Raw genomic sequence first — 21,230 nt, 5'->3', positions numbered from 1 at the left:
GAATCCTCGACGTCCATGAAGTCCCTGTCCCGCTGCATCGCCCGCTGCACGCTCCTGGCCGCCCCCGTCATCGCCGCCGCGCTCGCGCTGGTTGCGCCTGCCGCGCAGGCGGTCAGCGAGGCCGACCTGCTGCCGGTGGATCAGGCCTTCGCCCTGAGCGCGCAAGCCGACAGCCGCGACCGCATCCAGTTGCAGTGGAAGATCGCGCCTGGCTATTACCTGTATCGCCATCGTATCGGGGTCAAGTCTGGCCAGGGCTTCGCCGCGGGCGAGCTGTCGCTGCCGGAAGGCGAGAGCAAGCACGACGAGTTCTTCGGTCAGGTCCAGACCTACCGCACGCGCTTGCAGGCGACCCTGGCCGGCACCGCCGAGCCATCGACGCAGGATTCGGTGCTGCAGGTGCAGTACCAGGGCTGCGCCGATGCCGGGGTGTGCTACCCGCCGCAACGCCGCGAGATCCGCGTCCGTCTGCCTGCAGCGCCGGGGGACGGCGCCGCCACCGCGCTTGCGGCGCGCCCGCGCGAGAGCCTGGGCGCGCTGGTGCCGCGCGGCCCACGGCTGTTCGGCGCGAACGCCCAAGCGGCCGGCATGGATGCATTGCCGTTGCCTGCCGAGCAGGCATTCCGGTTCGAGGCCATCGTTGGCGATGGCAACAGCCTGTTGCTGCGCTTCACTCCGGCACCGGGCTACTACCTCTACCGCGATCGCACCTCGCTGGCGGTGGAAGGCAGCAACGGGGTCCGTCCCGGCTTGCCGCGCTGGCCGCAGGGCAAGACCCACCGCGATGAACACTTCGGCGATGTCGTGGTGTATTTCGACCAGGCCGAAGTCACCCTCCCGCTGCTGCGCGAGCGTGCCGACCCGACCCCGATGACACTGGTGGCCACCTTCCAGGGCTGCCAGACCGACGGCATCTGTTACCCGCCGATGACCCGCCGCGTGGCGCTGGAACTGCCGTCCGGCACGGTGTCGCCGCCGAACCAGGCGCAGGCCGCCCCCTTGATGATCTCGCCGCTGGCCGCCGGACAGGCGGCGAGCGGCGCGGCACCGGCTCCACGCGCCGACGCCGCGCCCGCCGCGGCATCCGCTGCGGCCGACAATCCGGCGCGCACCCAGCCGCCGCATACCGACAAGGGCTTGCTGGCGATGCTGGCGCTGGCCCTGCTCGGCGGGCTGGTGCTGAACCTGATGCCGTGCGTGCTGCCGATCCTGTCGCTGAAGGTGTTGGGCCTGGCCCACAGCGGCGAGAGCCGCAGCCACGCGCGCAGCCACGCCATCTGGTATTCGCTGGGCGTGCTGGTGTCGTTCGCCGCGATCGGCGGGTTGGTGATCGCGCTGCGCGCGGCCGGGCAGGCGGCTGGCTGGGGCTTCCAGCTGCAGCAGCCCTGGTTCGTGGCCGCCTTGGTCTACCTGATGTTCGCGATCGGCCTGAGCCTGTCGGGCGTGTTCACGCTGGGCAGCAATCTGGGCGGCATCGGCCAGTCTCTGGCCGCGCGCAACGGGCCGCTCGGCGACTTCTTCACCGGCGTGCTGGCCTGTGTGGTCGCCAGCCCGTGCATCGCACCATTCATGGGTACCGCGCTGGCTTATGCATTCACCGCACCCGCGGCGCTGGCGATGCTGGTGTTCCTGGTGCTGGGCCTGGGCCTGGCGCTGCCGTTCCTGCTGATCGGCTTCATTCCCTCGCTGGCGCGGCGCCTGCCCACGCCCGGCGCCTGGATGGAAACGCTCAAGCAGGTACTGGCCTTCCCGATGTATCTCACCGCGATCTGGCTGCTGTGGGTGCTGGGCAAGCAGCGCGGCGTGGACGCGGTGGCGTTGATGCTGGTCGGCGCCACCTTGCTGGCGCTGGGCCTGTGGTGCTTCGAACGCAGCCGCTGGAAGGGCAACCGCCCGGGCCTGAGCCTGGCCGCGGTCATGCTGGTGCTGGCCATCGTGCCGGTGGTCGGGGTCACCCGCCTGCGCCTGCCCGCGGCCACCGCCGCCAGCGAAGGAGTGGTCGCCTTTTCGCCGCAGCTGCTGGATCGCCTGCGTGCCGACAACCGCGTGGTGTTCGTCAACATGACCGCCGACTGGTGCGTGACCTGCAAGGCCAACGAGAAGAACGTGCTGAGCAGCGCCGAATTCCGCGACGCCTTGCGCCGGGTGGATGCGGTGTACATGAAGGGCGATTGGACCAATGTGGATCCGGCCATCAGCACCTTCCTGGACCAGCACCAGGCGGTAGGCGTGCCGCTGTACGTGGTCTATGGCCCCGGCGCCCCGCCGGCGATCCTGCCGACCGTGCTGACCGGCGCGATCACCGAGGATGCGCTGCTGCGCGCGGCGCGCTGAGCCCGGCGGCGCTGTTGCGCCGGCAGCGACGACCTTGAGTTGTGCCGTCGAGATGATCCGCGCAACGTGGATGCCGTTGTCGTCGGAAGCCTGCGCGCCGCCGCATGTCGACGACCATCATCCGGCGCCAGCCGGCCCTCAATTCATTCACTCGGCTGCATCCGAATATTCAGAGCGGCTAACAAAACTACTGCGCCGCCGTCAGGCGGGCGCGGCCGGTGCTCGGAATCCTCATGTACCAGACGTACACTCCGGTTCCTCCGCGCCGTCCACACCCACCTGACGACCGCTCGCTACGTTCTGTTAGCCGCTCTTGAACTTCTGTATAAAGGCCCGCAGTGCGAAGCGCGTTTCTCAAAAGCGCATTTCTCAACAATATTCACTGCGCGACCATCACGCGATCTTCGACTTTATGCTGTCGCCCCCCCTTGGCCGATGGCAACATAATGGTCCCCACGTCCACTCGCACCCTTTTCGGTGCAGCGTTGTTTCTTTTCGGCGTCGCAGGCGCCTGTGCAGCAGCTGCGATGCCCGGCATTACGACTGCCGCAGCCACAACGCCGCCTGCAGACCAGTATCTATGGCTGGAAGACATCACCGGTACGAAAGCACTCGACTGGGTGGAGCAACAAGATGCACGCACCGAGAAACAACTGGCCGATACCGCCGACTTCAAACAGCTGGAAACGCGCATCCGTGAAGTCATGGACTCGGATGCGAAAATTCCTGATGTACAGAAGATCGGTAACAGCTACTACAACTTCTGGCAGGACAAACAGCACAAACGCGGCATATGGCGACGGACCACACCAGCCGAGTACCGCAAGCCTTCGCCGAAATGGGAAACCGTGCTGGACCTGGATGCGCTCAACCAGAGCGAGGGCAAGGATTGGGCATGGCAGCACGAAGACATCGACTGTCTGCGCCCGGCCTATCGCCGTTGCCTGATCACCCTGTCGCGCGGCGGTGCCGATGCTGACGTCACGCGCGAGTTCGACCTGGTCGACAAGCAGTGGGTGCAGGATGGCTTCGTCCGGCCCGAAGCCAAGGGCGAGCTGTCCTGGATCGATCAGGACACCGTCTATGTCAGTACCGACTTCGGCGCTGGCACCACCACCGATTCGGGCTACGCGCGCGTGGTCAAACAGTGGAAACGCGGCACCGCCCTGGACACCGCCACGACCGTCTACGAGGGCAGCCCGCAGGATATGCGCGTGAGGGCCTTCCATGACGACACCCCGGGGTTCGAGCGGGATATCGTGATTCGCGAGTTGGGCATCCGTAACAAGCGTTGGTATCTGCGCGAGCGCAGCGGACGCCTGGTTCAGATCGAGGTGCCGGACTCGGCGAGCAAGCAGTTGCATCGCCAATGGCTCACGCTGGAGTTGCGCGAGCCATGGAGTGTCGACGGCAAGACCTATGCAGCCGGCACACTGCTGGCCACCCGGTTCGACGACTTCATGGCGGGCAAGCGCGCCTTCGAGGTGGTCTTCCAGCCCACCGACACCGCCTCGCTCAGCAGTGCCGTCTGGACCCGCTCGCACCTGGTGCTCAACATCCTCGATGACGTCAAAACGCGGTTGAGCGTGCTGACGCCCGGTGCGCAGGGTTGGAAGCGCAGCGCGTTCGTCGGTGCACCCAGCTTCGGCGCTGCAGAGATCAAGGCGCTGGACGACCTCGACAGCGATGCAGTGTGGCTCACCGTCGCCGACGACCTCACTCCGCCCACACTGTCGCTGGCGCAGATCGGCAAGCAACCGCAGCGCCTGAAAGCACTGCCGGCATTCTTCGACGCCAGCCGGTTTGTCATCGAGCAACACTTCGTCACCAGCAAGGACGGCACCCGCGTCCCGTATTTCCTGGTCCGCCCGAAGGCGCTGGCATTCGATGGCAGCGCACCGACCCAACTCTATGGCTACGGCGGTTTCGAGATCCCGATGCTGCCGTACTACTCCGGCGTCATGGGACGGGCTTGGCTGGAGAAGGGCGGGGTCTTCGCACTGTCCAACATGCGTGGCGGCGGCGAGTACGGCCCGCGGTGGCATCAGGCCGCACTCAAGCAGAACCGGCACAAGGCTTACGAAGACATGGCCGCCATCGCGCAGGACCTGATCGCCCGCAAGGTCACGTCGGCCAGACACCTGGCCGTGCGCGGCGGCAGCAACGGCGGATTGATGGCCGGCAACATGCTGACCCAGTATCCCCAGCTGTTCGGGGCAGTAGTGATCGAAGCGCCACTGCTGGACATGCGGCGCTATAACCATCTGCTGGCCGGTGCATCATGGATGGACGAGTTCGGCAATCCGGACACTGCGGACTGGTCGTTCATCCAGACCTTTTCTCCGTATCACCTGTTCGATCCGAACAAGACCTATCCGCCTACGATCTTCCTGACCTCCACCCGCGACGATCGCGTCCACCCCGGGCATGCACGCAAGATGGCCGCCAGGATGCTGGATGCTGGCAAGGATGTCGTCTTTTACGAAAGCACCGAGGGCGGCCACGCCAACCCCGGCGATAACGCCGCAGCCGCTCACAGCGCCGCGCTGATGTACACCTTCCTGTGGCGAAAGATCGGAAGCGACGCCGCCGCGGCCGAAGGCCGGTAGCGCCCACCGTCGGCGGCGCACCTCGGTGCGGCACCGGGCGTTCGCGCTGCACGCTGCACGCTGCAAGTCCATGCAGCGTGCAGCGTGGGTGGGCACAGCCGCCGCGGCAGGCCGGGCGCGCGATCCCATCGGTCGCCTTACGCTCGCCAGCGGAGAAGCCGAACCTGCTGCCGCCGACACGGCACAGTGACGTGCAGCAAGGGATGATGCTTGGCCAGGCCCTTGCACTTCGCCCTACCACCACCGGGATCGGCACCTGTCGTGCACTCGGGGGCACACGATCGGCGAGTTTGAGCGGCATGGCGGCCACCCAGCGATGCGGATTGCCGCGGCGTGCATGCCGGGCCTCCGGCCCAGGACATGTCCGCCGTTACCGGCAGTGTCCACCGCCACCGGCAATTGCCGCAGATTCAAACGTTAGTTTAAAACAAGCATAACTTCTGCTATCTGGACAGCATCGCCAGCATCGCGCAGACTTCCGGCCTGTCCACTCCGCCGGATCCCATGGCCCACCTGCTGCTGTTGCACGGACCCAACCTCAATCTGCTCGGCACTCGCGAGCCGGAGGTGTACGGGCGCACCACGCTGGCACAGATCGACGCGGCCCTGGTGGATCGCGCGCAGGCGGCCGGACACAGCCTGACCTGCCTGCAGTCCAACGCCGAACATGTGCTGGTGGAACGCCTGCATGCCGCCCGCGAGGACGGCACCGCCTATGTCCTGATCAACCCGGCCGCCTTCACTCACACCTCGGTGGCGCTGCGCGACGCGCTGCTGGGGGTGGGCCTGCCGTTCGTGGAGATCCACCTGTCCAACCCGCATGCGCGCGAGCCGTTCCGCCATCACAGCTATTTCAGCGACAAGGCCGATGGCGTGATCTGCGGTTTCGGCGCCGACAGCTACCGGCTGGCGCTGGAAGCGGTGATCGCGCGCCTGGAGCGCGACGCATGACCTTCCCCCCAGCCGCGCCGGCCCACCCGTCGGCGATTTGACCCCATTGCGCCGGTTCCGCCGGCACCGTCCACCGATTCACTCAAGAGGCCCTCATGGATCTCCGCAAAATCAAGAAACTGATCGACCTGCTCGAAGAATCCAATCTCGCCGAAATCGAGATCAAGGAAGGCGAAGAAAGCGTGCGCCTGGCACGCGTGCCCAAGGGCGCCCAGGTGATGGGTGCCCCGGTGCAGCACTACGCCCCCGCGCCTGCCGCAGCGGCACCGGCGGCGGCCAGCATGCCGATGCAGTCGCCCACCGAAGCCTCCACCGGGGGTGCCAAGCAGGGCGCGGCGCTGCCGGAAGGCCACGTGCTGCGCGCGCCGATGGTCGGCACCTTCTACACCTCCCCGGCGCCGGACAAGCCGGCCTTCGTCAGCGTCGGTCAGCAGGTCAAGGCCGGCGAAACGCTGGCGATCATCGAGGCGATGAAGATGTTCAACCCGATCGAAGCCGACATCGCCGGCACCATCGTGGCCATCCTCGGCGAGACCGGCCAGCCGGTGGAATTCGATCAGCCCTTGTTTGTGATTGGCTGATTTGCCGGGACCCGGGACTCGGGACCCGGGACCCGGAAGAGCAAGGACAGCGGTGAAAACTGCAGCCGGTTGCTTTTTCGGGTCCCGGGTCCCGGGTCCCGGGTCCCGAACACCCCTTGTGTTCGGAATCCCATCCCATGCTCGATAAAGTCGTCATCGCCAACCGCGGCGAAATCGCGCTGCGCATCCTGCGCGCGTGTCATACGCTCGGCATCCGCACGGTCGCGGTGCATTCCACGGTCGACCGCAACCTCAAGCACGTGGCCATGGCCGACGAGTCGGTGTGCATCGGCCCTGCTGCGTCCAGCGACAGCTATCTCAATATCCCGGCGCTGATCGCCGCGGCCGAGGTCACCGATGCCCAGGCCATCCATCCTGGCTACGGCTTTTTGTCGGAGAACGCCGACTTCGCCGAACGGGTGGAAGAATCGGGCTTCATCTTCATCGGCCCCAAGGCCGACACCATTCGCCTGATGGGCGACAAGGTCGAAGCGATCCGTGCGATGAAGGCCGCCGGCGTGCCGTGCGTGCCGGGCTCGGGCGGCCCGTTGGGCGATGACATCGTCGCCAACACCAAGATCGCGCGCGAGATCGGTTACCCGGTGATCATCAAGGCCGCCGGCGGCGGCGGCGGGCGCGGCATGCGCGTGGTGCACTCGGAAGCCGCGCTCAAGGCCGCGATCGAGACCACCAAGTCCGAAGCCAAGGCCGCCTTCAGCAACGATCAGGTCTACATGGAGAAGTTCCTGGAGAATCCGCGTCACGTGGAGATCCAGGTGCTGGCCGACGGCCAGGGCGGTGCGATCCACCTGGGCGAACGCGATTGCTCGATGCAGCGCCGTCACCAGAAGGTGGCGGAAGAAGCGCCGGCACCGGGCATCACCGAAGAACTGCGCAACGAGATCGGCAAGGTCTGCGTGGATGCCTGCATCCGCATCGGCTACCGCGGCGCGGGCACCTTCGAGTTCCTGTTCGAGAACGGGCGGTTCTACTTCATCGAAATGAACACCCGCATCCAGGTGGAACACCCGGTCACCGAGCGCATCACCGGTATCGATCTGGTGTGCGAACAGCTGCGTATCGCCGCTGGCCACAAGCTCAGCATCAAGCAGAGCGACATCGTATTGCGCGGTCACGCGATCGAGTGCCGCATCAATGCCGAGGACCCGGAAACCTTCATGCCCAACCCGGGCCTGATCACCGCCTTCCATCCGCCGGGTGGCCCGGGCGTGCGCGTGGATACGCATATCTACGCCGGCTACAAGGTACCGCCGAACTACGACTCGATGATCGGCAAGCTGATCGTGCACGGCCCGGACCGCGAGACCGCGATCGCACGCATGCGCGTGGCGCTGAGCGAGATGGTGGTGGACGGCATCAAGACCAATATCCCGCTGCAGCAGCGCATCATGCGCGACAAGGGCTTCCAGGCCGGTGGGCAGAACATCCACTACCTGGAAAAGCGCCTGGCCGAGCGCAAGAACAAGTCGATTGCGTTGACCTGATCGCCGGCGCCAAGGCACCGATGAAACGCCCGGGAAACCGGGCTTTTCATTGCTCCGGGTGCAGCGCGCTGGCACTGTGTCGCGCCATCGGCCCTGCAAGCCAGCCGCTCCATGCGTAGGAGTTCGAGGATCTGCAGGCCTTGGTCGTCTGCACACGTGAGAACGGCGGAGCTGCAGCCGCACCTATCCGCCGTTGCCGCCTGCGCTACCGGATGCGCAGCGGCGGCGCGCCTATCGCCGCGCGAGGCACTGCATCGTTCAAGGCCGCGACGCAGGCGCCTGCTGGCTGCCCGGCACCGGCACGATGCCGCTGGACGAGGACGGATCGACCACGGTCATGGTTTCGGTAGAGCCGTCCGGCCAGACCACCTGGAAGGTGGAGCCGGCCGGCAGGGTGGAGAACGGCATCGCGCTGCCGGCGCGGTACACCGCCGCCACCTGGCTGGCGCCATGCCGGCGCTGCTGTTCGTCGGCACCCACGGTCGTCGACCTGACCGACAACGGCTGGTAACGGTGATCGGCGGTATCGATCATCACGATGCCCACCGCCGCGGCCGAATACGCCACGAACAAGACCACCCACAACCAGAACTTGGCGCCGTGCGCCCATCGACGGTAATTCATGACTGCGCTCCCGGCTCGGATACCAATGCATCGACCATCTCATCCACCCTGTCTGCTCCCTGCCGCGGTATCGCGGCATCGAATACAAACGACACGAAATCCTGCGCGCCTGCGCGCGAGCAGATGCCCGCATTGGCGCAATAACTGGTGACCAGCGTGCTCTCGGCACTGCAATCCAGGCCCAGCCGGCACGCAGCCACCTGCCAGGCCAGTTCGGCGAACTGGTCGCCGGCCACATAGCCTTCCAGACTGTCGTCGCCGCTGGCGCGCGCGCCCATCGCCGGAGCCAGTGCCAGATAGGCCTCCGGATCGCGCGAGGCCAGCACGCGCTGCACCAGCGCACGCTTGTACGCCGCGCTGGCCTGCAGCGGCTCGCCCAGCGCCAGCAAGCCGGCCTCCGCTGCCAGGCTGCCGGCGCGCGCGGCGCGCAGACGCTGCTGCGCCACCAGGCGTGGGCTGAGCCCATCGTGCGGAGCGAAACCCGCACACCGCTGCGCCACCCGCTCGCGCGCTGCGTGCATGGCGGCCACACCCGGCGTGGCCTGCGCGGCGATCCATTCGCTGTCGGCGGCATAACCGGCCGGGCTGGCCGCGTAGGGCGCGCAGTAATCGTAGACACGACTCAAGCGCCATCCGGCCTGCGCATCGCCGGCGCGCAGCTGCTGCTGCAATTGCTGCGCATAACGATACAGATCCGGTTGCGCGTCCACCGCATCGCGATACGGCAATTGCAAGGCGATTCCACGTTCCGCACGGGCGCGGGCATTCCCTGGCCGCCCGGCTGCCGGCTGCGCCGCGTCGGCCCCGGTGGCGGCGACCGTAGCGACCGCGGCCGCCGGTTGCGCACGCACGTGCCACCACGCGGCCAGCGCGAGCGCGACGGCAGCGGGCAATAGCCAAAGATGGCGGGCGCGAACGAACGGCATGACCAGCGACACCTCTGCTGCAGGAACGCCTGCAGCGATGGCGCGGAGTCTAGCACCCGGCTGCCTGTGAGGCCGCGGGCAAACGGGCGCGACCATTGGCGCAGATGTTCGACGAACGTGGCCGCCCTACGTGGGCGCAATCGAAAAAAACCGCGTGCGGGAAGCGCTATCGTCCGTGTGCGCTGCGCCGCGCAGGCCGCGCGCATGGCGATCGGTGTTCGGATCCGGATCATCTGAATGGCCTTCCCCAGCTGCCGTTGCTGCGCGGCATGCAGCTCGCACGAGTCACGGGGTTCGCTGCAGGCAACGTGGCATGGATCCGATGGGTTGGACGCCTGCTGCACTGCATTGCTCTGCGTCGCCGCTTCGAGACCCGGCACGCCACCGCGGACACGTATCCGCCAATCGATCAGCGCAACGCGCATCGCATGCCGGACAGATCGAAGTGGCCATCCACGACCGCCCCGCACTGTTCCGTCATGGCCCTCGAGCGGCAACCGGCACGCGACGCGAGGCCGTGGTGCGCAGCGCGAAACGAGGGCTGCGCGACGCCGGCTTGGTAGGATGCACGCTTCGAATTCACCGACCGCCACGATGCCGTTTCTTGAACTGACCCTGCCCTGCTCCGATGCCACCCAGCCCCGTTTCCAGAATGCGCTGGACGATGTCGGCGCGCTGGCGGTGACCCTGCTCGACGCCGATGCCGACACCAGCAACGAGCGCGCCATCCTCGAGCCGGGCGTGGGCGAAACGCCGCTGTGGAACACCCTGGTGCTGACCGCGCTGTTCGATGGCGACAGCGATGCGCTGGTGCTGCTGGCCGCACTGGAAGCCTTCGACCCCGGGCTGGACTGGAGCCAGGTCGCCTTCCGCATGGTCGAGGACAGCGATTGGGAACGCGCCTGGATGGATCAGTTCCAACCGATGCAATTCGGCGCGCGTACCTTCATCGTGCCCTGGAACCACGCACTGCCTGCCGCCGCCGACACCGCCGACGCCGCGGTGGTGCGGCTGGATCCGGGCCTGGCGTTCGGCTCCGGAACCCACCCGACCACCGCGCTGTGCCTGCGCTGGCTGGACCGCCTGGCGACCGACGGCCAACTGCAGGGGCGCAGCGTGCTCGATTTCGGCTGCGGCTCGGGCATTCTCGCCGTGGCCGCTTTGAAACTGGGCGCGGCCACGGCGGTCGGCGTCGACAACGATCCGCAGGCGCTGCTGGCCAGTGCCGACAATGCCGAGCGTAATGCGGTGCAGGCGCAGTTGGCGGTGTACCTGCCCCAGGACGAGCCGGCGCAGACCTACCCGGTGGTGGTGGCCAACATCCTGGCATCGGCGCTGGACGCGCTGGCCGAGACCTTGGCCGCCCGCGTTGCGCCGGGTGGCCGGATCGCGCTGTCAGGCATCCTGCATGGGCAGGAAGACGAATTGCTGCAGCGCTACGCGCCCTGGTTCGAGCAATTGCAGTGCGAGCGCGAAGAAGACTGGATGCGGATCGAGGGCGTGCGTCGCCGCTGAGCCGCCGGCCGGTCAATGCGGCGGACGGCCGGTGCGGATCTGTGCCGTGGTCACCGCGTCGGTCACGCTGATCGCGCGCAGCAGGGTCACCGGCTGCCAGCCGTCGCGCTGCAATGCCGCGCTGCGCCAGCGCCCGGCGTGCCGGCCTGCGTGAACCCGCAACGCACACTCGACCACCAGCAACAGCAGCCAGGCAGCGGGCGTCCATGCCTGGGCGCCGGCCAGTGCAACGCCCGCGGCCCCTGTAACAGGCGGCAGGGCAGCCCACAGCAGCGGCCAGTGCCGGTAATGCATTGCCCAGGCGCGCGGCGCCAGCACGGCCCACCAATGCACGCCGTCGGCGACTGCGGTCCAGGCTTGGCCTCGCCGCCAGACCTGGTAACGCGCGGCGCCGGTGAAGCGCGCGACCGCGGGGTCCAGCGGCGAATCGGCAGGCCATGGCGCCGTTGGCGGCGGCCACTGGGGGGCCGTGCGGCGCGGTTCCGGGGCGGCAGGCTCGACCATGAACATCCTCCTTGAGTTCGGCGTGATCGCATCGTCATCGACGCGAAGACAGTATCGCAAACATAGCGCGATATGAAAGACATACGAACTATCGCCGAGTGCTACTAGGGCTATATCTCCCGGCCCTGTCCGTTTCCTGTCCCGGTGCCGTGTGAGCAAGCTGTACGAACGAGTACGCGAAGCCCGCAGCTTCACCAAGCTGACCCAGGAAGCCCTGGCCGGCGAGCTCGGTGTCACCCGTAGCGCGGTCGCACAATGGGAGATGGCCGAAGGCACCGCGCCCTCGGTTGAGAACCTGATCGGGCTGGCCAAGCGCAGCGGCATGGCCTTCGAATACCTGGCCACCGGCCGCGGTGATCGCGTGTTCGGCCCACCGGTGTCGGCCATTGCCGAGGATCCGGCCCACTATCGCCGCCTGGACGACCAGCAGCGCATGCTGCTGGTCCGCTTCGACACGCTGACGCCGCGGCAGCGCAGCGGGCTGTTGGATCTGCTGCTGGCAGACGGGAAGACGCGACGCAGGCGTTGAGGTTCGGGAGTCGGGCGTCGCGAGTCGGAGGCGATGCCGCTGTAGCCTGGGCTGCATAGAGGATGCAGGCCCTGCGTTCGCCCGCTGGCGCGCACGTGGTTGAATAGAGGCCTTCCCGCTGCACGCCTGCCGATGTCCGAGACTCCGCCACCGCGCCGCCCCCTGGCCACGTTCCTGCGTGCCTCGCCCGCCGCCCCAACGCTGGTCCCGACGCCGGTGGTTCCGCCTGCCGAGCCGCCGGAGCAGACCTTGCCGGTGCCGCCATCCGAACTGCCGCCAGCGCCCGCGCACGAGCCGGTCCCGCCCCCTGTGCTGCCGCTGGTGCCGACGCCCGGCACCGCCCACCTGGAGGCCCGGTTCGACGATCGGCAACACCTGTCCGCGCCGGAAGCCGACAACACCGACCCGGCCGGCATGCCGGGGGTCGTTTCGGTCGCCGCCTCGCCCCCGGCTGCGCTTGCGGACGTGCACGCCGCTGCAGCGTCGCCGTCGGCCGAGACGTCGCCCTCTGCCAGCCTGCACGGCGTCACGCCGCCGGCGCCCATGAGCGGCCGCGCCATCCCCACGGCCGCGGACGCCAGCCTTGCGGACGGCGCAGCCGCCTCCGACGCGGCGCTGCCGGGCGGCCAGACGGCCTCCACCCGGGCTCCCGTTGCCGCGCCGCTGCCCCTGCCCGCCCCCGCGGCTCCGACGTTCGCACGGCGTGGGCTTGGTCGTCCGCGGCTGCGTGCCAGCGGACGGCAGTGGGCCATGCTGCTCGGATTGGCAGCCGCACTGGGACTACAGATCGTCATCGCCGACCGTGCCCGCCTGGCCGGCGATGCGCGCTGGCGCCCGCTGGCGAGCGCGGCCTGCGCAGTGATGCGCTGCAGCCTGCCGGCCTGGCGCGAGCCGGCGGCGCTGACCTTGCTCAACCGCGATGTGCGCCCGCTGCACGGCATGCCCGGCGTGTTGCAGATCCAGGCCAGCTTTCGCAACGACGCCCGTTGGGCACAGGCCTGGCCATGGCTGCAGCTGTCGCTGTCCGATGCCGATGGCCGGGTGATCGGTACCCGCGTACTGGCACCGCAGGACTACCTGGGCCAGGTGCCGCCTGGACAGGACACGCTTGCCCCGGGTCAGGCGGTGCAGGTGGCGTTCGCGGTCCGCGAGCCCGCCGCGAGTACGGCCGCCTTCAGTTTCGACTTCCGCTAGCCGGACCGGACCTGCACGGCTCGCCACACGGGCGTGGCGAGCGATGAGGTCACGCGCTAGACTCACTCCCCCTCGCCGGCCACGCGTCCCGGCTTCGTGACACTGGGAACTTTCGTTGAACGCAGCCTCCTCCCGTCCTGACAGCAGTCGTGGCGTCCCGAAGTCGCCCCTGCGCGAACACGTGGCGCAGTCCGTGCGCCGTTATCTGCGCGACCTGGACGGCAGCGATGCGGACGATGTCTACGAGATCGTGCTGCGCGAAATGGAGATCCCGTTGTTCGTCGAAGTGCTCAACCACTGCGAAGGCAATCAGAGCCGTGCAGCGGCGATGCTGGGGATCCACCGGGCGACCTTGCGCAAGAAGCTGAAAGAATACGGGTTGAGTTGAGGCTCGGGACCCGGGACCCGGGACCCGGGACCCGGGACCCGGGACCCGCAAGAGCATGCGTGCTGCTAGGTCTAATTCAAGTGTTTCGGCAGCCGCGCAATACCGCTCCGCTGTTTCAGAACCGCAGTGTGCGAAGCGCCTGCTGCGCACGTCTGCTTGAAGCTCGCGATCACCCCGAGGTCCCGGGTCCCGGGTCCCGGGTCCCGCTTCCCGCTTCCCGCTTCCCACTCCACCTCACGCCCAGCCGTAACGGATCAGGTGGAAGAACACCGGCGCGGCAAAGCACACCGAGTCCAGGCGGTCGAGCACGCCACCGTGGCCTTCGATCATGTGGCCCCAGTCCTTGATGCCGCGATCGCGCTTGATCGCCGACATCACCAACCCGCCGAAGAAGCCCATCAGATTGGCCACCAGCGCCAGCCCGAACGCATGCCAGGGTGCGAACGGAGTGATCCACCACAGTGCCATCCCGAGCAGGCTGGCCGACAGCACGCCGCCGATGAAGCCTTCCACCGTTTTGGAGGGCGAGAGCTTCGGCGCGATCAGGTGGCGGCCGGCGAGCTTGCCCCAGATGTACTGCAATACGTCCGAGGACTGCACCACGATCACCAGGAACGCGATCAGCAGCAGGTTGCGCCCGGCATAGCCGGGAATCTGCAGGTTCAACAAAGCCGGCACGTGCGAGATGCAGAACACGCAGATCATCAGGCCCCACTGCACCTTGGCAGTGCGCTCCAGGTAGCGCGTGGTATCGCCGCCGATGGTGGCCAGGATCGGCAGCACCAGGAATGCATAGACCGGAATCAGCAGCGTGTACATGCCGTACCAGCCGGTCCACACCAACCCGTACTGCCAGGGCAGCACGATGTAGAACGCCGCCAGCAGCGCGTAATAGTCGCCACGCCGGGTGGGCGTGAGGGTGATGAACTCGCGCAGCGCGAACAACGACACCAGCGCGAACAGCACGACGACGCCGGCGCGGCCGAACACGAACGCGATGCCGACCACCGCCGCCATCACCCACCAGGCGCGAATGCGTGCCACCAGATTGTCCAGTACCGCGCTGGGCCTTGCGCGCGCGCGCCAGCGCAGGGTTTCGGAGATCAGCGTGGCGATCACCAGCACCAAGGCGATCCCGCTGAACAACCACAGCGTCTGCTGATGCATGGACGACTGCTGCAACTGCCCGCTGTACAGATACAGGCTCATGCGCGCGCCTCCAGCTGGTCCGGTGACAACGCCAGCAGCGCCTCACGCGCACGCGCCAGAAATGCGTCCTTGTCTTCGTCGGCATCCAGCCGCAACGGTGCACCGAAGGTGGTGGTGCACAACAGCGGCAGCGGCAGCCACTTGCCCTTGGGCATCACCCGCTTGAGGTTGTCGATCCACACCGGCACGAACTCCAGTTCCGGGCGCTGCCGCGCCAGGTGATACAGCCCGCTCTTGAACGGCAACACGCCTTCGTCGGGATTGCGCGTGCCCTCGGGAAACAGGATCAGCGAATCACCGCCATCCACCGCATCGCACAGGCACTGGATCGGGTCGCGCACGCGCTGCGCCGGGTCGCGCTCGATCAGCACGCCATTGAACACCGCATGGATCAGATAACGCCGCAGCGCAGTGCGTTGCCAGTAATCGGCCGCAGCCACCGGGCGCACTTCATGCCGCAGGCTGGCCGGCAATGACGACCAGATCAGCACGAAATCGCCGTGGCTGGCGTGGTTACCGTAATACACGCGGCGCTCGTTGGATGGCGCGCAACCACGCCACAACGCGCGTGCACCGGTGAGCGTGCGGATGGCGCCGCTGCAAGCGCGTGCGATCAAGCGGGCAATCATGTCTGCTCCAATGTGCGCACGATCGTGCGCAGCCGTAACACCACGGTCAGCACAGCACCGGCCATCAACACCGCCAACGCTGCGATCAGCAGCCACGCCGCAAGACGCGGCTGGCCCGTCCACTGCAGCGGCAAGGCCAGCAAGGCTGCCAGCGACAGCCACTGCATGCGCTGCACGCGGCTCATCGGCCCTTGCCGCGGTTCCGGCGTGCCGCAGGCCAGGCCCAGCATGCGCACATACGCGGTGGCCACGCAGCACAGCGCCGCCGCCCAGCCCAGTTGCGCGGCCCACGGCAGGCCGGCCTGCAAGCCATAGCCCAGGCCCACGCAGACCAGCACGTCGGACAGGCGATCGGGCGCGTCGTTGTAGACCTCGCCGGCACGCGACACCATGCGTGCCTGACGCGCCAGCACGCCATCCATGCGATTGCACCATAACCGCCCCTGCAAGCCGAGCACGGCCAGCAGCAAAGGCCCGGCGCCTTCGCGTGCGGGGGCGCTCAGGCCCACGTAGAACATCAGTGCGGCCAGCGCCGCGAACCCGATGCCCACCCACGACACCCCGTTGGGCGTGGCACCGCGACTGCGCAAGGCCTGTGCCCAGCGCAGCCGTCGCTGCCGTTGCCGTTGCATGCGTTGCATCAGTCACCTCCCCCGCCGCAGCCGCCACAGCCACCACCGCCACCACCGCCATCGCTGCTGCCACCATCACCACCGTCGCCGCCTCCACCACACGTGCTGCCGCTGCCGCCGTCATGGCCGTGCGGGGCACGCAGGCTGTGATAGTCCGCCCATGCGGTGCCTACCAGCACGACGGTGCCATACAGCGCAACCGCTTCGGCGGGATCGCCACCGTTGCGTGCAGCGTCGCGCCGCAGCGCCTGCCGGCATGTCTGCAGGCAGGCATCGCCAGCCAGGGTGCGCCGCACCGGTACCAGCGCAAAGCCGAGGACGAGCGCGCTGGTCAGCACCATCAGGCCCAACAGGTAGCCCACCGGGTGGTTGCCTTGCACCCCGATTACGAGCTTGCAGGCGCCCAGCAGCCACACCAGGGCTACCGGCACGGTGCTGATCAGGCGCAGCCCGGCTGCCGCGCCCCCTGTGAGCCATAACCCCTTGTCGATCAGGCCTTGCTTCAGCGGTGCGGCCTGCGCACGCAATGCGCGCAACGCCAGCAGCGGATCCTCGGTCGTGCGCAGGATCTGCAGCGCCGGCTCGAGTGCGGGCGTCACCGTGGCCTGCGGCTGACACGCCACCCAGCGGTATGCCGGCTCCCTCTCGTCGCGCTGCAGAGACACCGCATCACGCACCAGCAGTTCGGTGCACCACAGGTCGGCCACGCGGTCGGCACCTCCGCTCAGATAGGCCAGCTCGGCGGCCTCCAGTGTCCCGGCCGCGCGGCCGCGCCGCAGCACCCGGCGCAACCAGGCCGCCATCGACCAGGCCACACCGATCAGCGCAATGAACACGCACAGGAACTGAACACCTCGCCATTGCAGCGGCGACACCACCCCGGCACTGGATGCCGCCCCCAGCCATGCCATCACCGCCGCCAGCAGCGTCCAGCCGATCAACGCGCGAGGCAGCTGCCGCGACATGTCCTGGGGCGGCAGGCCGCGCAATGCGCGCAACATGGCCTCGGAGGTGTCGTCAGAGCGCTGCATGCTGACAGCGGGCTGCGGCGGCGCTGGCGGCCAGCACGATGCTGGCGGCTCGCCGAAGTGGGTGCGGTAGCGGTCCAGCGTACGGCGGTACTGCGCCTGGAAGCGCGCGGCGTCTTCCGCGCCCCCGCGCCCAGGCCGATGGTGCAAGCTGGTCTGCAGCACCTGGGGGCAGAACCGCTGCCAGTACTCGCGGGTGTCGGTCAGGTGGGTATGCCAGACCTGATCGACGGGCGGGCTGGGCGTGACATCGTGCGAGTCGGTGCAGGCAAGAAAGCAGAACCGCCGGTATTCCTCCACCAGCCGTTGCGCCTGCGCGGTGCTGCAACGCACCTGGCTGGCCACGCGCTGGACGAAGGCCGGCAGCGCCTGCGCATCGTCGCCGAAGCGGTCATGCTGCAGGCGTTGCCATAGCGCCAGCTGCGCCGGCGTCGCCGCCATTGGCGCGGCGGGAACGGCGTCAGGCCTGTCGGTCATCGCCACACCCGCAACGCCAGCGCTGCAACCAGTGCCAGGGTCTGCACCGCCACGCTCAGCAGTTGCCACCGCAGCAGGCGGCGCATGCCGTTCCAACGGGCAGACCAGTCGCGTGGCGAAGGTGGCGTCGCCACCAGGCCAACCGCATGCAACGCCGCATCCAGCTGTTGCGCGGCGGCGTCTTCGCTGCCGCCACGATGCGCCAGCTGCGCGATCACGCCGTCCAGCAGGTCGGCATCCAGTCCTACCCGAAACGCCCAGTAGCGCTGCAGCATCCCGGCCAGCACGCTGAGCCCATAACTCAACTGGATCAACGGCGGCGCTTCGGCGACGCCGAGCAAGGCAATGGCCGCGGCCAGCAGCAACAACGAGAACCGGTCCAGCATGCCGCCCTGGCGCAGTACCGCGCGCATGGTTGCCAGGGTCATCAGGGAGGTGGTCATGGCGATCTCCGGTCGGGCACGTCCTGGTCGCTGTCATGGCCGCTGCAGGCCGCCGCGATGGCCGCGCGGTGCGCGTGTCCAAGCACGATCGCAGCGCGTACCGCGCGCAGCTGGGCGATGGCGCTGTCCACGTCGGCGGCGCGGCCGCTGCGAACCAGCCAGGTCGCGACGCTGGCCGCGCTACGCGAATAGCCCAGCGCGCAACACACCAGCACCGGTCCGCGCGCACGCGCCGCCGCGATGGCGGCTGCGGCGGTGCGCAGACTGGCAGGTGGCGGTGCCACCAGGTCCAGCATCGCAATCACCTGGTCGTGCGCACGCGCGGCGTGCAGCGACAGCTCGGCGCTGAGATCCACCACGGCTGCGAATGCGGCGCGCTGTGCGGGCAATGGAATGCGGCCCAGCCATACGTCGTCGCAGACCAGGCGTGGCAGCGGGTCGCGGCGCGTCCACAGGCGTGAGTTGCACCATGCGGCCAACAGATACGGCGCATACAACCAGCGCGCGGCAAGACTCAGCTGCCCGTCGCTGCGCTTCTGGAAGCCGAGCGGGCCAAGTGCCGCATAGTTCACTGCGACCAGCCCCAGCGACAGGCTCGGCCACAGCGCCCATAGCCCGGCACCGCCGCTCCAGGCCGCGAGCGCGGCGCTGGCGAGGACGCCGGCCAGGTACGCCGCCGCGAGCTGCCAACGGCGTGCATCGCGGGCCAGCTGCGCCTGCGCGAACGGTGCGGCGATGCGCTCCGGCCATCGCCACACGCATAGCCAGCCCACCGCCAGCCCGGTGGGGATATCCACGAAGTGATGCTGATAGGTCGTCAGTACCGACACCCCGATCAGTGCGAACCAGCCGTGCAGCAGCCAGCGCCAGATGCCAGGCAGATGCTGCGCATAGCGCACCCACAGCACCACCAGCAGCACGATGTGCAACGACGGCGCCTGATTGAACGGCTTGTCGAAGCCCAACAGCACCGCGAACAGCCAGCCGAACACGCCGTCGGTGTCCGGCCGCACGAAGCTGTAGCGCAATGGCCACAGCAGGAAACAGGCCACGCAGATCAGTTGCGCGCCGAGCAGGCGCAGCGCATGCGTGTCCAGTTCGCTCCGGGTACTGCAGACGAAGAACGAGGCGGCGTAGAACAGGTCGATCGACCAGTACGGCACGATGGTCCACGGCCAGAACGGCATGCCATGCTCCCAGTCGAACACCACCGAGGGCACGTCCACCGCGCGCCCGGCCAGCAGATTGGCCAGGCCGTAGCTGAGGAAGAAGAACGGGCCCAGCAACGCCAGCCACAGCGCGGCACGGCCGGTAGGACGCGCGCCTGGCGTCATGCCTGGATCCGCTGCGCCAGCGACACGGTGAAGATGCCGAACGCATCGATACGCTGGGCCACCTTGCGAAAGCCCGCCGCCTCGACCAGGCCGTCCATTTCCTGCTGGCTACGCCGACGCATCACCCAGGCCACGCCATCGCGATGGCTGGTGAGCGCGCGGGCGATGAATTCCAGCTGTGGGTGCCATGGCTGGCCGGTATAGAGCAGATAGCCGCCAGGCTGCACTGCGGCGGCCAGGCCGGCGAGCGAGCGCGCCACCTGGTCGTTGTCGGCAAACAGCTCGTACAGCCCCGACACCACCGCCAGGGTCGGCGCCGGCTGCACCGCGGCCAACGCCGCGGGATCGAACGCATCGCCTTGCTCGAAGCGCGCGATCTCGCCTGCACCCAGCGTCTGGATCAGTGCACTGCCCTGTGTCACGTTGAGTGGGGCGAAGTCGCGCAGCACGATGGCATCGGCACGCTGCGCGCCGCTGCCCAGCGCTTCCAGCACGTAACGGCCATGGCCGGCGGCGACATCCAGCACGCGCACCGGCTGGCCGGCCTGGCGCAGACGGCTGGCGGCATCGCGCAGCAACTCGCCCAGATGCACGCCGCGGATGCGGATACCGCGCCAGCCGATCGCGTCGAGATAATTGCGGTCGATCATGCGACCCAGCGGCCCGCGTCCACGCGCCTGGTTGCGATAGATGTAATCCAGCGTGCTGCCGGAATCGAAGCCGGTCTGCAGGCCGAGCGCGATACCTTCGGAAAGGCTGCCGCCCAGGCGTAGCCCGGCGCGTACGCAGCGCCAGCGCAGGTCCTGCAGGCTATTGCGTTGCGGCGGCCAGGCCAGCCGCTCGGCCTCGTCGAAACTGGGCCCGGCACGATGCGCATCACGCAAGTCGGCACGTACCGGCGGCTGCGCAAAGCGCGCCTGCACAAAGGCGCGGATCGGCGCGAGCGCCAGCGCGCGGTCGCGTTCGCCCAGGGTATCGTGGAAGAAGCCCGGCAGCCAGTGGCGCTGCTTGATCGGCGAACGCAGGTTCTCGTAGAAGCGGTCCTGCGGGCCGCGATGCACCACGAAATCCGCGCCGGACACCAGCAACTGGGTCGGCACGGTGATCGCCTGCGCATCGTCCACCACGCGCGCGGCGGCGGCATACAGACCCAGCAGCACGCGCACCGAGATCGGGCGGGTGATCAGCGGATCGTTGCGGTAGCTCTGCACGCGCTGCGCATCGTGGGTGAGCCACTGCGGTTTGACGTAGCTGTTGACGAAGAAGTTGCCGCGCAGCGCATGCATCAGCTTCAGCCCTGCGCGTGCGAACGGCACGTACAGCTTGACCTTGAACGCCGGTGAGGCCAGCACCAGCGCGCGCAGGGGCGGCGCGTAGTCGTGCACCCAGGTGGCCGCGATCACCGCGCCCACGCTTTGCGCGATCACCACGATGTCCTGCACCGCGATGCCGTGCACGCTGCCCAGGTGCGCGATGAAACTGTCCAGGTCGCGCACCAGCGCCTCGAAGCCGGGCGCATCGCCGCGCGCGCCCGGAGAGCGGCCATTGCCGCGTGCGTCCCAGGCAAAGAATTGCGCGTCGGGCAGGTCCAGCTCTTCGGCCAGATGCATCACCCGCCCGGAGTGCTCATGCCCGCGGTGCAGCAGCACCACCGCCCTGGCAGACGCCACGGCCCCCTGCGTCGGCCAATGCCGATAAAACAACTGCGCGCCATCGAAACTGGCGAACTCACGCTCTACGACATCACGCATGGAATCATCCTGAAAGAGAAGTTGTCTTGGCAACGGCCGAACCGGCACCGGCCAGCCGGAAACAGCC

At 68.1% G+C, this 21,230-nt stretch carries 19 protein-coding genes and 1 other RNA gene; 10 read left to right on the top strand and 10 right to left on the bottom strand.

Annotated elements, in window-relative coordinates; translation table 11 throughout:
- Positions 1–15: 15 nt before the first annotated feature.
- The 6 genes from LL962_RS14955 (at position 16) to accC (ending at position 7,980) form a co-directional block, all read left to right on the top strand.
- Positions 16–2,334, top strand: a complete 2,319-nt coding sequence (locus tag LL962_RS14955) for a protein-disulfide reductase DsbD family protein (RefSeq protein WP_228317477.1) — start codon at positions 16–18, stop codon at positions 2,332–2,334.
- A 233-nt stretch (positions 2,335–2,567) separates the two neighbouring features.
- Positions 2,568–2,643, top strand: a non-coding RNA gene (locus LL962_RS14950) — sX9 sRNA.
- A gap of 137 nt (positions 2,644–2,780) precedes the next feature.
- On the top strand, positions 2,781–4,943 hold the full coding sequence (locus tag LL962_RS14945; protein WP_441004876.1) for a prolyl oligopeptidase family serine peptidase: 2,163 nt from the start codon (positions 2,781–2,783) through the stop codon (positions 4,941–4,943).
- A gap of 504 nt (positions 4,944–5,447) precedes the next feature.
- Entirely contained in the window at positions 5,448–5,894 is a 447-nt protein-coding gene (gene aroQ / locus LL962_RS14940; protein ID WP_104586005.1) for a type II 3-dehydroquinate dehydratase, read from the top strand.
- Between the two features lie 95 nt (positions 5,895–5,989).
- Positions 5,990–6,475, top strand: coding sequence for an acetyl-CoA carboxylase biotin carboxyl carrier protein (gene accB / locus LL962_RS14935; protein ID WP_228317475.1), 486 nt, complete (start codon positions 5,990–5,992; stop codon positions 6,473–6,475).
- Positions 6,476–6,612: 137 nt separating this feature from the next.
- Positions 6,613–7,980 (top strand): acetyl-CoA carboxylase biotin carboxylase subunit, encoded by a 1,368-nt coding sequence (gene accC / locus LL962_RS14930; protein WP_228317474.1) that lies wholly within the window; start codon positions 6,613–6,615, stop codon positions 7,978–7,980.
- 258 nt (positions 7,981–8,238) lie between these two features.
- On the opposite strand, the gene LL962_RS14925 is transcribed toward accC, so the two are convergent.
- Both LL962_RS14925 and LL962_RS14920 read right to left on the bottom strand, forming a co-directional pair.
- Positions 8,239–8,604, bottom strand: a complete 366-nt coding sequence (locus LL962_RS14925; RefSeq protein WP_228317473.1) for a hypothetical protein — start codon at positions 8,602–8,604, stop codon at positions 8,239–8,241.
- On the bottom strand, positions 8,601–9,530 hold the full coding sequence (locus tag LL962_RS14920) for a hypothetical protein (RefSeq protein WP_228317472.1): 930 nt from the start codon (positions 9,528–9,530) through the stop codon (positions 8,601–8,603). The genes LL962_RS14925 and LL962_RS14920 overlap by 4 nt, the downstream gene beginning before the upstream one ends.
- Before the next feature lie 594 nt (positions 9,531–10,124).
- Between LL962_RS14920 and prmA the strand changes: the two genes are divergently transcribed.
- Positions 10,125–11,045 (top strand): 50S ribosomal protein L11 methyltransferase, encoded by a 921-nt coding sequence (gene prmA, locus LL962_RS14915; protein ID WP_228317471.1) that lies wholly within the window; start codon positions 10,125–10,127, stop codon positions 11,043–11,045.
- A gap of 12 nt (positions 11,046–11,057) precedes the next feature.
- On the opposite strand, the gene LL962_RS14910 is transcribed toward prmA, so the two are convergent.
- Complete coding sequence (locus LL962_RS14910) at positions 11,058–11,555, bottom strand: hypothetical protein (protein ID WP_228317470.1); 498 nt, start codon at positions 11,553–11,555, stop codon at positions 11,058–11,060.
- 145 nt (positions 11,556–11,700) lie between these two features.
- Between LL962_RS14910 and LL962_RS14905 the strand changes: the two genes are divergently transcribed.
- The 3 genes from LL962_RS14905 (at position 11,701) to fis (ending at position 13,660) form a co-directional block, all read left to right on the top strand.
- The gene (locus LL962_RS14905) at positions 11,701–12,078 is read left to right on the top strand and encodes a helix-turn-helix domain-containing protein (protein ID WP_104586021.1); all 378 of its coding nucleotides are present in this window, start codon (positions 11,701–11,703) and stop codon (positions 12,076–12,078) included.
- Positions 12,079–12,210: 132 nt separating this feature from the next.
- On the top strand, positions 12,211–13,272 hold the full coding sequence (locus tag LL962_RS14900) for a DUF3426 domain-containing protein (protein WP_228317469.1): 1,062 nt from the start codon (positions 12,211–12,213) through the stop codon (positions 13,270–13,272).
- Between the two features lie 115 nt (positions 13,273–13,387).
- Positions 13,388–13,660, top strand: a complete 273-nt coding sequence (gene fis, locus LL962_RS14895; protein ID WP_104586025.1) for a DNA-binding transcriptional regulator Fis — start codon at positions 13,388–13,390, stop codon at positions 13,658–13,660.
- Positions 13,661–13,894: 234 nt separating this feature from the next.
- Here the strand turns inward: fis and LL962_RS14890 are convergent, their stop codons facing one another.
- The 7 genes from LL962_RS14890 to LL962_RS14860 are packed head-to-tail and all read right to left on the bottom strand — an operon-like array spanning position 13,895 to position 21,163.
- Positions 13,895–14,869, bottom strand: a complete 975-nt coding sequence (locus tag LL962_RS14890; RefSeq protein ID WP_228317468.1) for a phosphatidate cytidylyltransferase — start codon at positions 14,867–14,869, stop codon at positions 13,895–13,897.
- The gene (locus LL962_RS14885) at positions 14,866–15,498 is read right to left on the bottom strand and encodes a lysophospholipid acyltransferase family protein (RefSeq protein WP_228317467.1); all 633 of its coding nucleotides are present in this window, start codon (positions 15,496–15,498) and stop codon (positions 14,866–14,868) included. The genes LL962_RS14890 and LL962_RS14885 overlap by 4 nt, the downstream gene beginning before the upstream one ends.
- The gene (locus LL962_RS14880) at positions 15,495–16,130 is read right to left on the bottom strand and encodes a CDP-alcohol phosphatidyltransferase family protein (protein ID WP_228317489.1); all 636 of its coding nucleotides are present in this window, start codon (positions 16,128–16,130) and stop codon (positions 15,495–15,497) included. Before LL962_RS14880 ends, LL962_RS14885 begins: the two co-directional genes overlap by 4 nt.
- 8 nt (positions 16,131–16,138) lie before the next feature.
- On the bottom strand, positions 16,139–17,635 hold the full coding sequence (locus LL962_RS14875) for a TIGR04222 domain-containing membrane protein (RefSeq protein WP_228317466.1): 1,497 nt from the start codon (positions 17,633–17,635) through the stop codon (positions 16,139–16,141).
- Complete coding sequence (locus tag LL962_RS14870; protein ID WP_228317465.1) at positions 17,632–18,078, bottom strand: hypothetical protein; 447 nt, start codon at positions 18,076–18,078, stop codon at positions 17,632–17,634. The genes LL962_RS14875 and LL962_RS14870 overlap by 4 nt, the downstream gene beginning before the upstream one ends.
- Complete coding sequence (locus LL962_RS14865) at positions 18,075–19,412, bottom strand: phosphatase PAP2/dual specificity phosphatase family protein (RefSeq protein WP_228317464.1); 1,338 nt, start codon at positions 19,410–19,412, stop codon at positions 18,075–18,077. Before LL962_RS14865 ends, LL962_RS14870 begins: the two co-directional genes overlap by 4 nt.
- On the bottom strand, positions 19,409–21,163 hold the full coding sequence (locus LL962_RS14860; RefSeq protein ID WP_228317463.1) for a bifunctional alpha/beta hydrolase/class I SAM-dependent methyltransferase: 1,755 nt from the start codon (positions 21,161–21,163) through the stop codon (positions 19,409–19,411). The genes LL962_RS14865 and LL962_RS14860 overlap by 4 nt, the downstream gene beginning before the upstream one ends.
- Between the last annotated feature and the right edge of the window lie 67 nt (positions 21,164–21,230).

It is taken from the genome of Xanthomonas sp. NCPPB 1067 (genome assembly GCF_020783795.1).
Lineage (GTDB): Bacteria > Pseudomonadota > Gammaproteobacteria > Xanthomonadales > Xanthomonadaceae > Xanthomonas > Xanthomonas melonis.
This window is presented reverse-complemented; position numbering and strand designations above follow the sequence as displayed.

Bases quoted from the DNA above. Each gene is read 5' to 3' on its own strand.
- LL962_RS14955 (WP_228317477.1), top strand. From the start codon at position 16: ATGAAGTCCCTGTCCCGCTGCATCGCCCGCTGCACGCTCCTGGCCGCC.
- LL962_RS14945 (WP_441004876.1), top strand. From the start codon at position 2,781: ATGGTCCCCACGTCCACTCGCACCCTTTTCGGTGCAGCGTTGTTTCTT.
- aroQ (WP_104586005.1), top strand. From the start codon at position 5,448: ATGGCCCACCTGCTGCTGTTGCACGGACCCAACCTCAATCTGCTCGGC.
- accB (WP_228317475.1), top strand. From the start codon at position 5,990: ATGGATCTCCGCAAAATCAAGAAACTGATCGACCTGCTCGAAGAATCC.
- accC (WP_228317474.1), top strand. From the start codon at position 6,613: ATGCTCGATAAAGTCGTCATCGCCAACCGCGGCGAAATCGCGCTGCGC.
- LL962_RS14925 (WP_228317473.1), bottom strand. From the start codon at position 8,604: ATGAATTACCGTCGATGGGCGCACGGCGCCAAGTTCTGGTTGTGGGTG.
- LL962_RS14920 (WP_228317472.1), bottom strand. From the start codon at position 9,530: ATGCCGTTCGTTCGCGCCCGCCATCTTTGGCTATTGCCCGCTGCCGTC.
- prmA (WP_228317471.1), top strand. From the start codon at position 10,125: ATGCCGTTTCTTGAACTGACCCTGCCCTGCTCCGATGCCACCCAGCCC.
- LL962_RS14910 (WP_228317470.1), bottom strand. From the start codon at position 11,555: ATGTTCATGGTCGAGCCTGCCGCCCCGGAACCGCGCCGCACGGCCCCC.
- LL962_RS14900 (WP_228317469.1), top strand. From the start codon at position 12,211: ATGTCCGAGACTCCGCCACCGCGCCGCCCCCTGGCCACGTTCCTGCGT.
- LL962_RS14890 (WP_228317468.1), bottom strand. From the start codon at position 14,869: ATGAGCCTGTATCTGTACAGCGGGCAGTTGCAGCAGTCGTCCATGCAT.
- LL962_RS14885 (WP_228317467.1), bottom strand. From the start codon at position 15,498: ATGATTGCCCGCTTGATCGCACGCGCTTGCAGCGGCGCCATCCGCACG.
- LL962_RS14880 (WP_228317489.1), bottom strand. From the start codon at position 16,130: ATGCAACGGCAACGGCAGCGACGGCTGCGCTGGGCACAGGCCTTGCGC.
- LL962_RS14875 (WP_228317466.1), bottom strand. From the start codon at position 17,635: ATGACCGACAGGCCTGACGCCGTTCCCGCCGCGCCAATGGCGGCGACG.
- LL962_RS14870 (WP_228317465.1), bottom strand. From the start codon at position 18,078: ATGACCACCTCCCTGATGACCCTGGCAACCATGCGCGCGGTACTGCGC.
- LL962_RS14865 (WP_228317464.1), bottom strand. From the start codon at position 19,412: ATGACGCCAGGCGCGCGTCCTACCGGCCGTGCCGCGCTGTGGCTGGCG.
- LL962_RS14860 (WP_228317463.1), bottom strand. From the start codon at position 21,163: ATGCGTGATGTCGTAGAGCGTGAGTTCGCCAGTTTCGATGGCGCGCAG.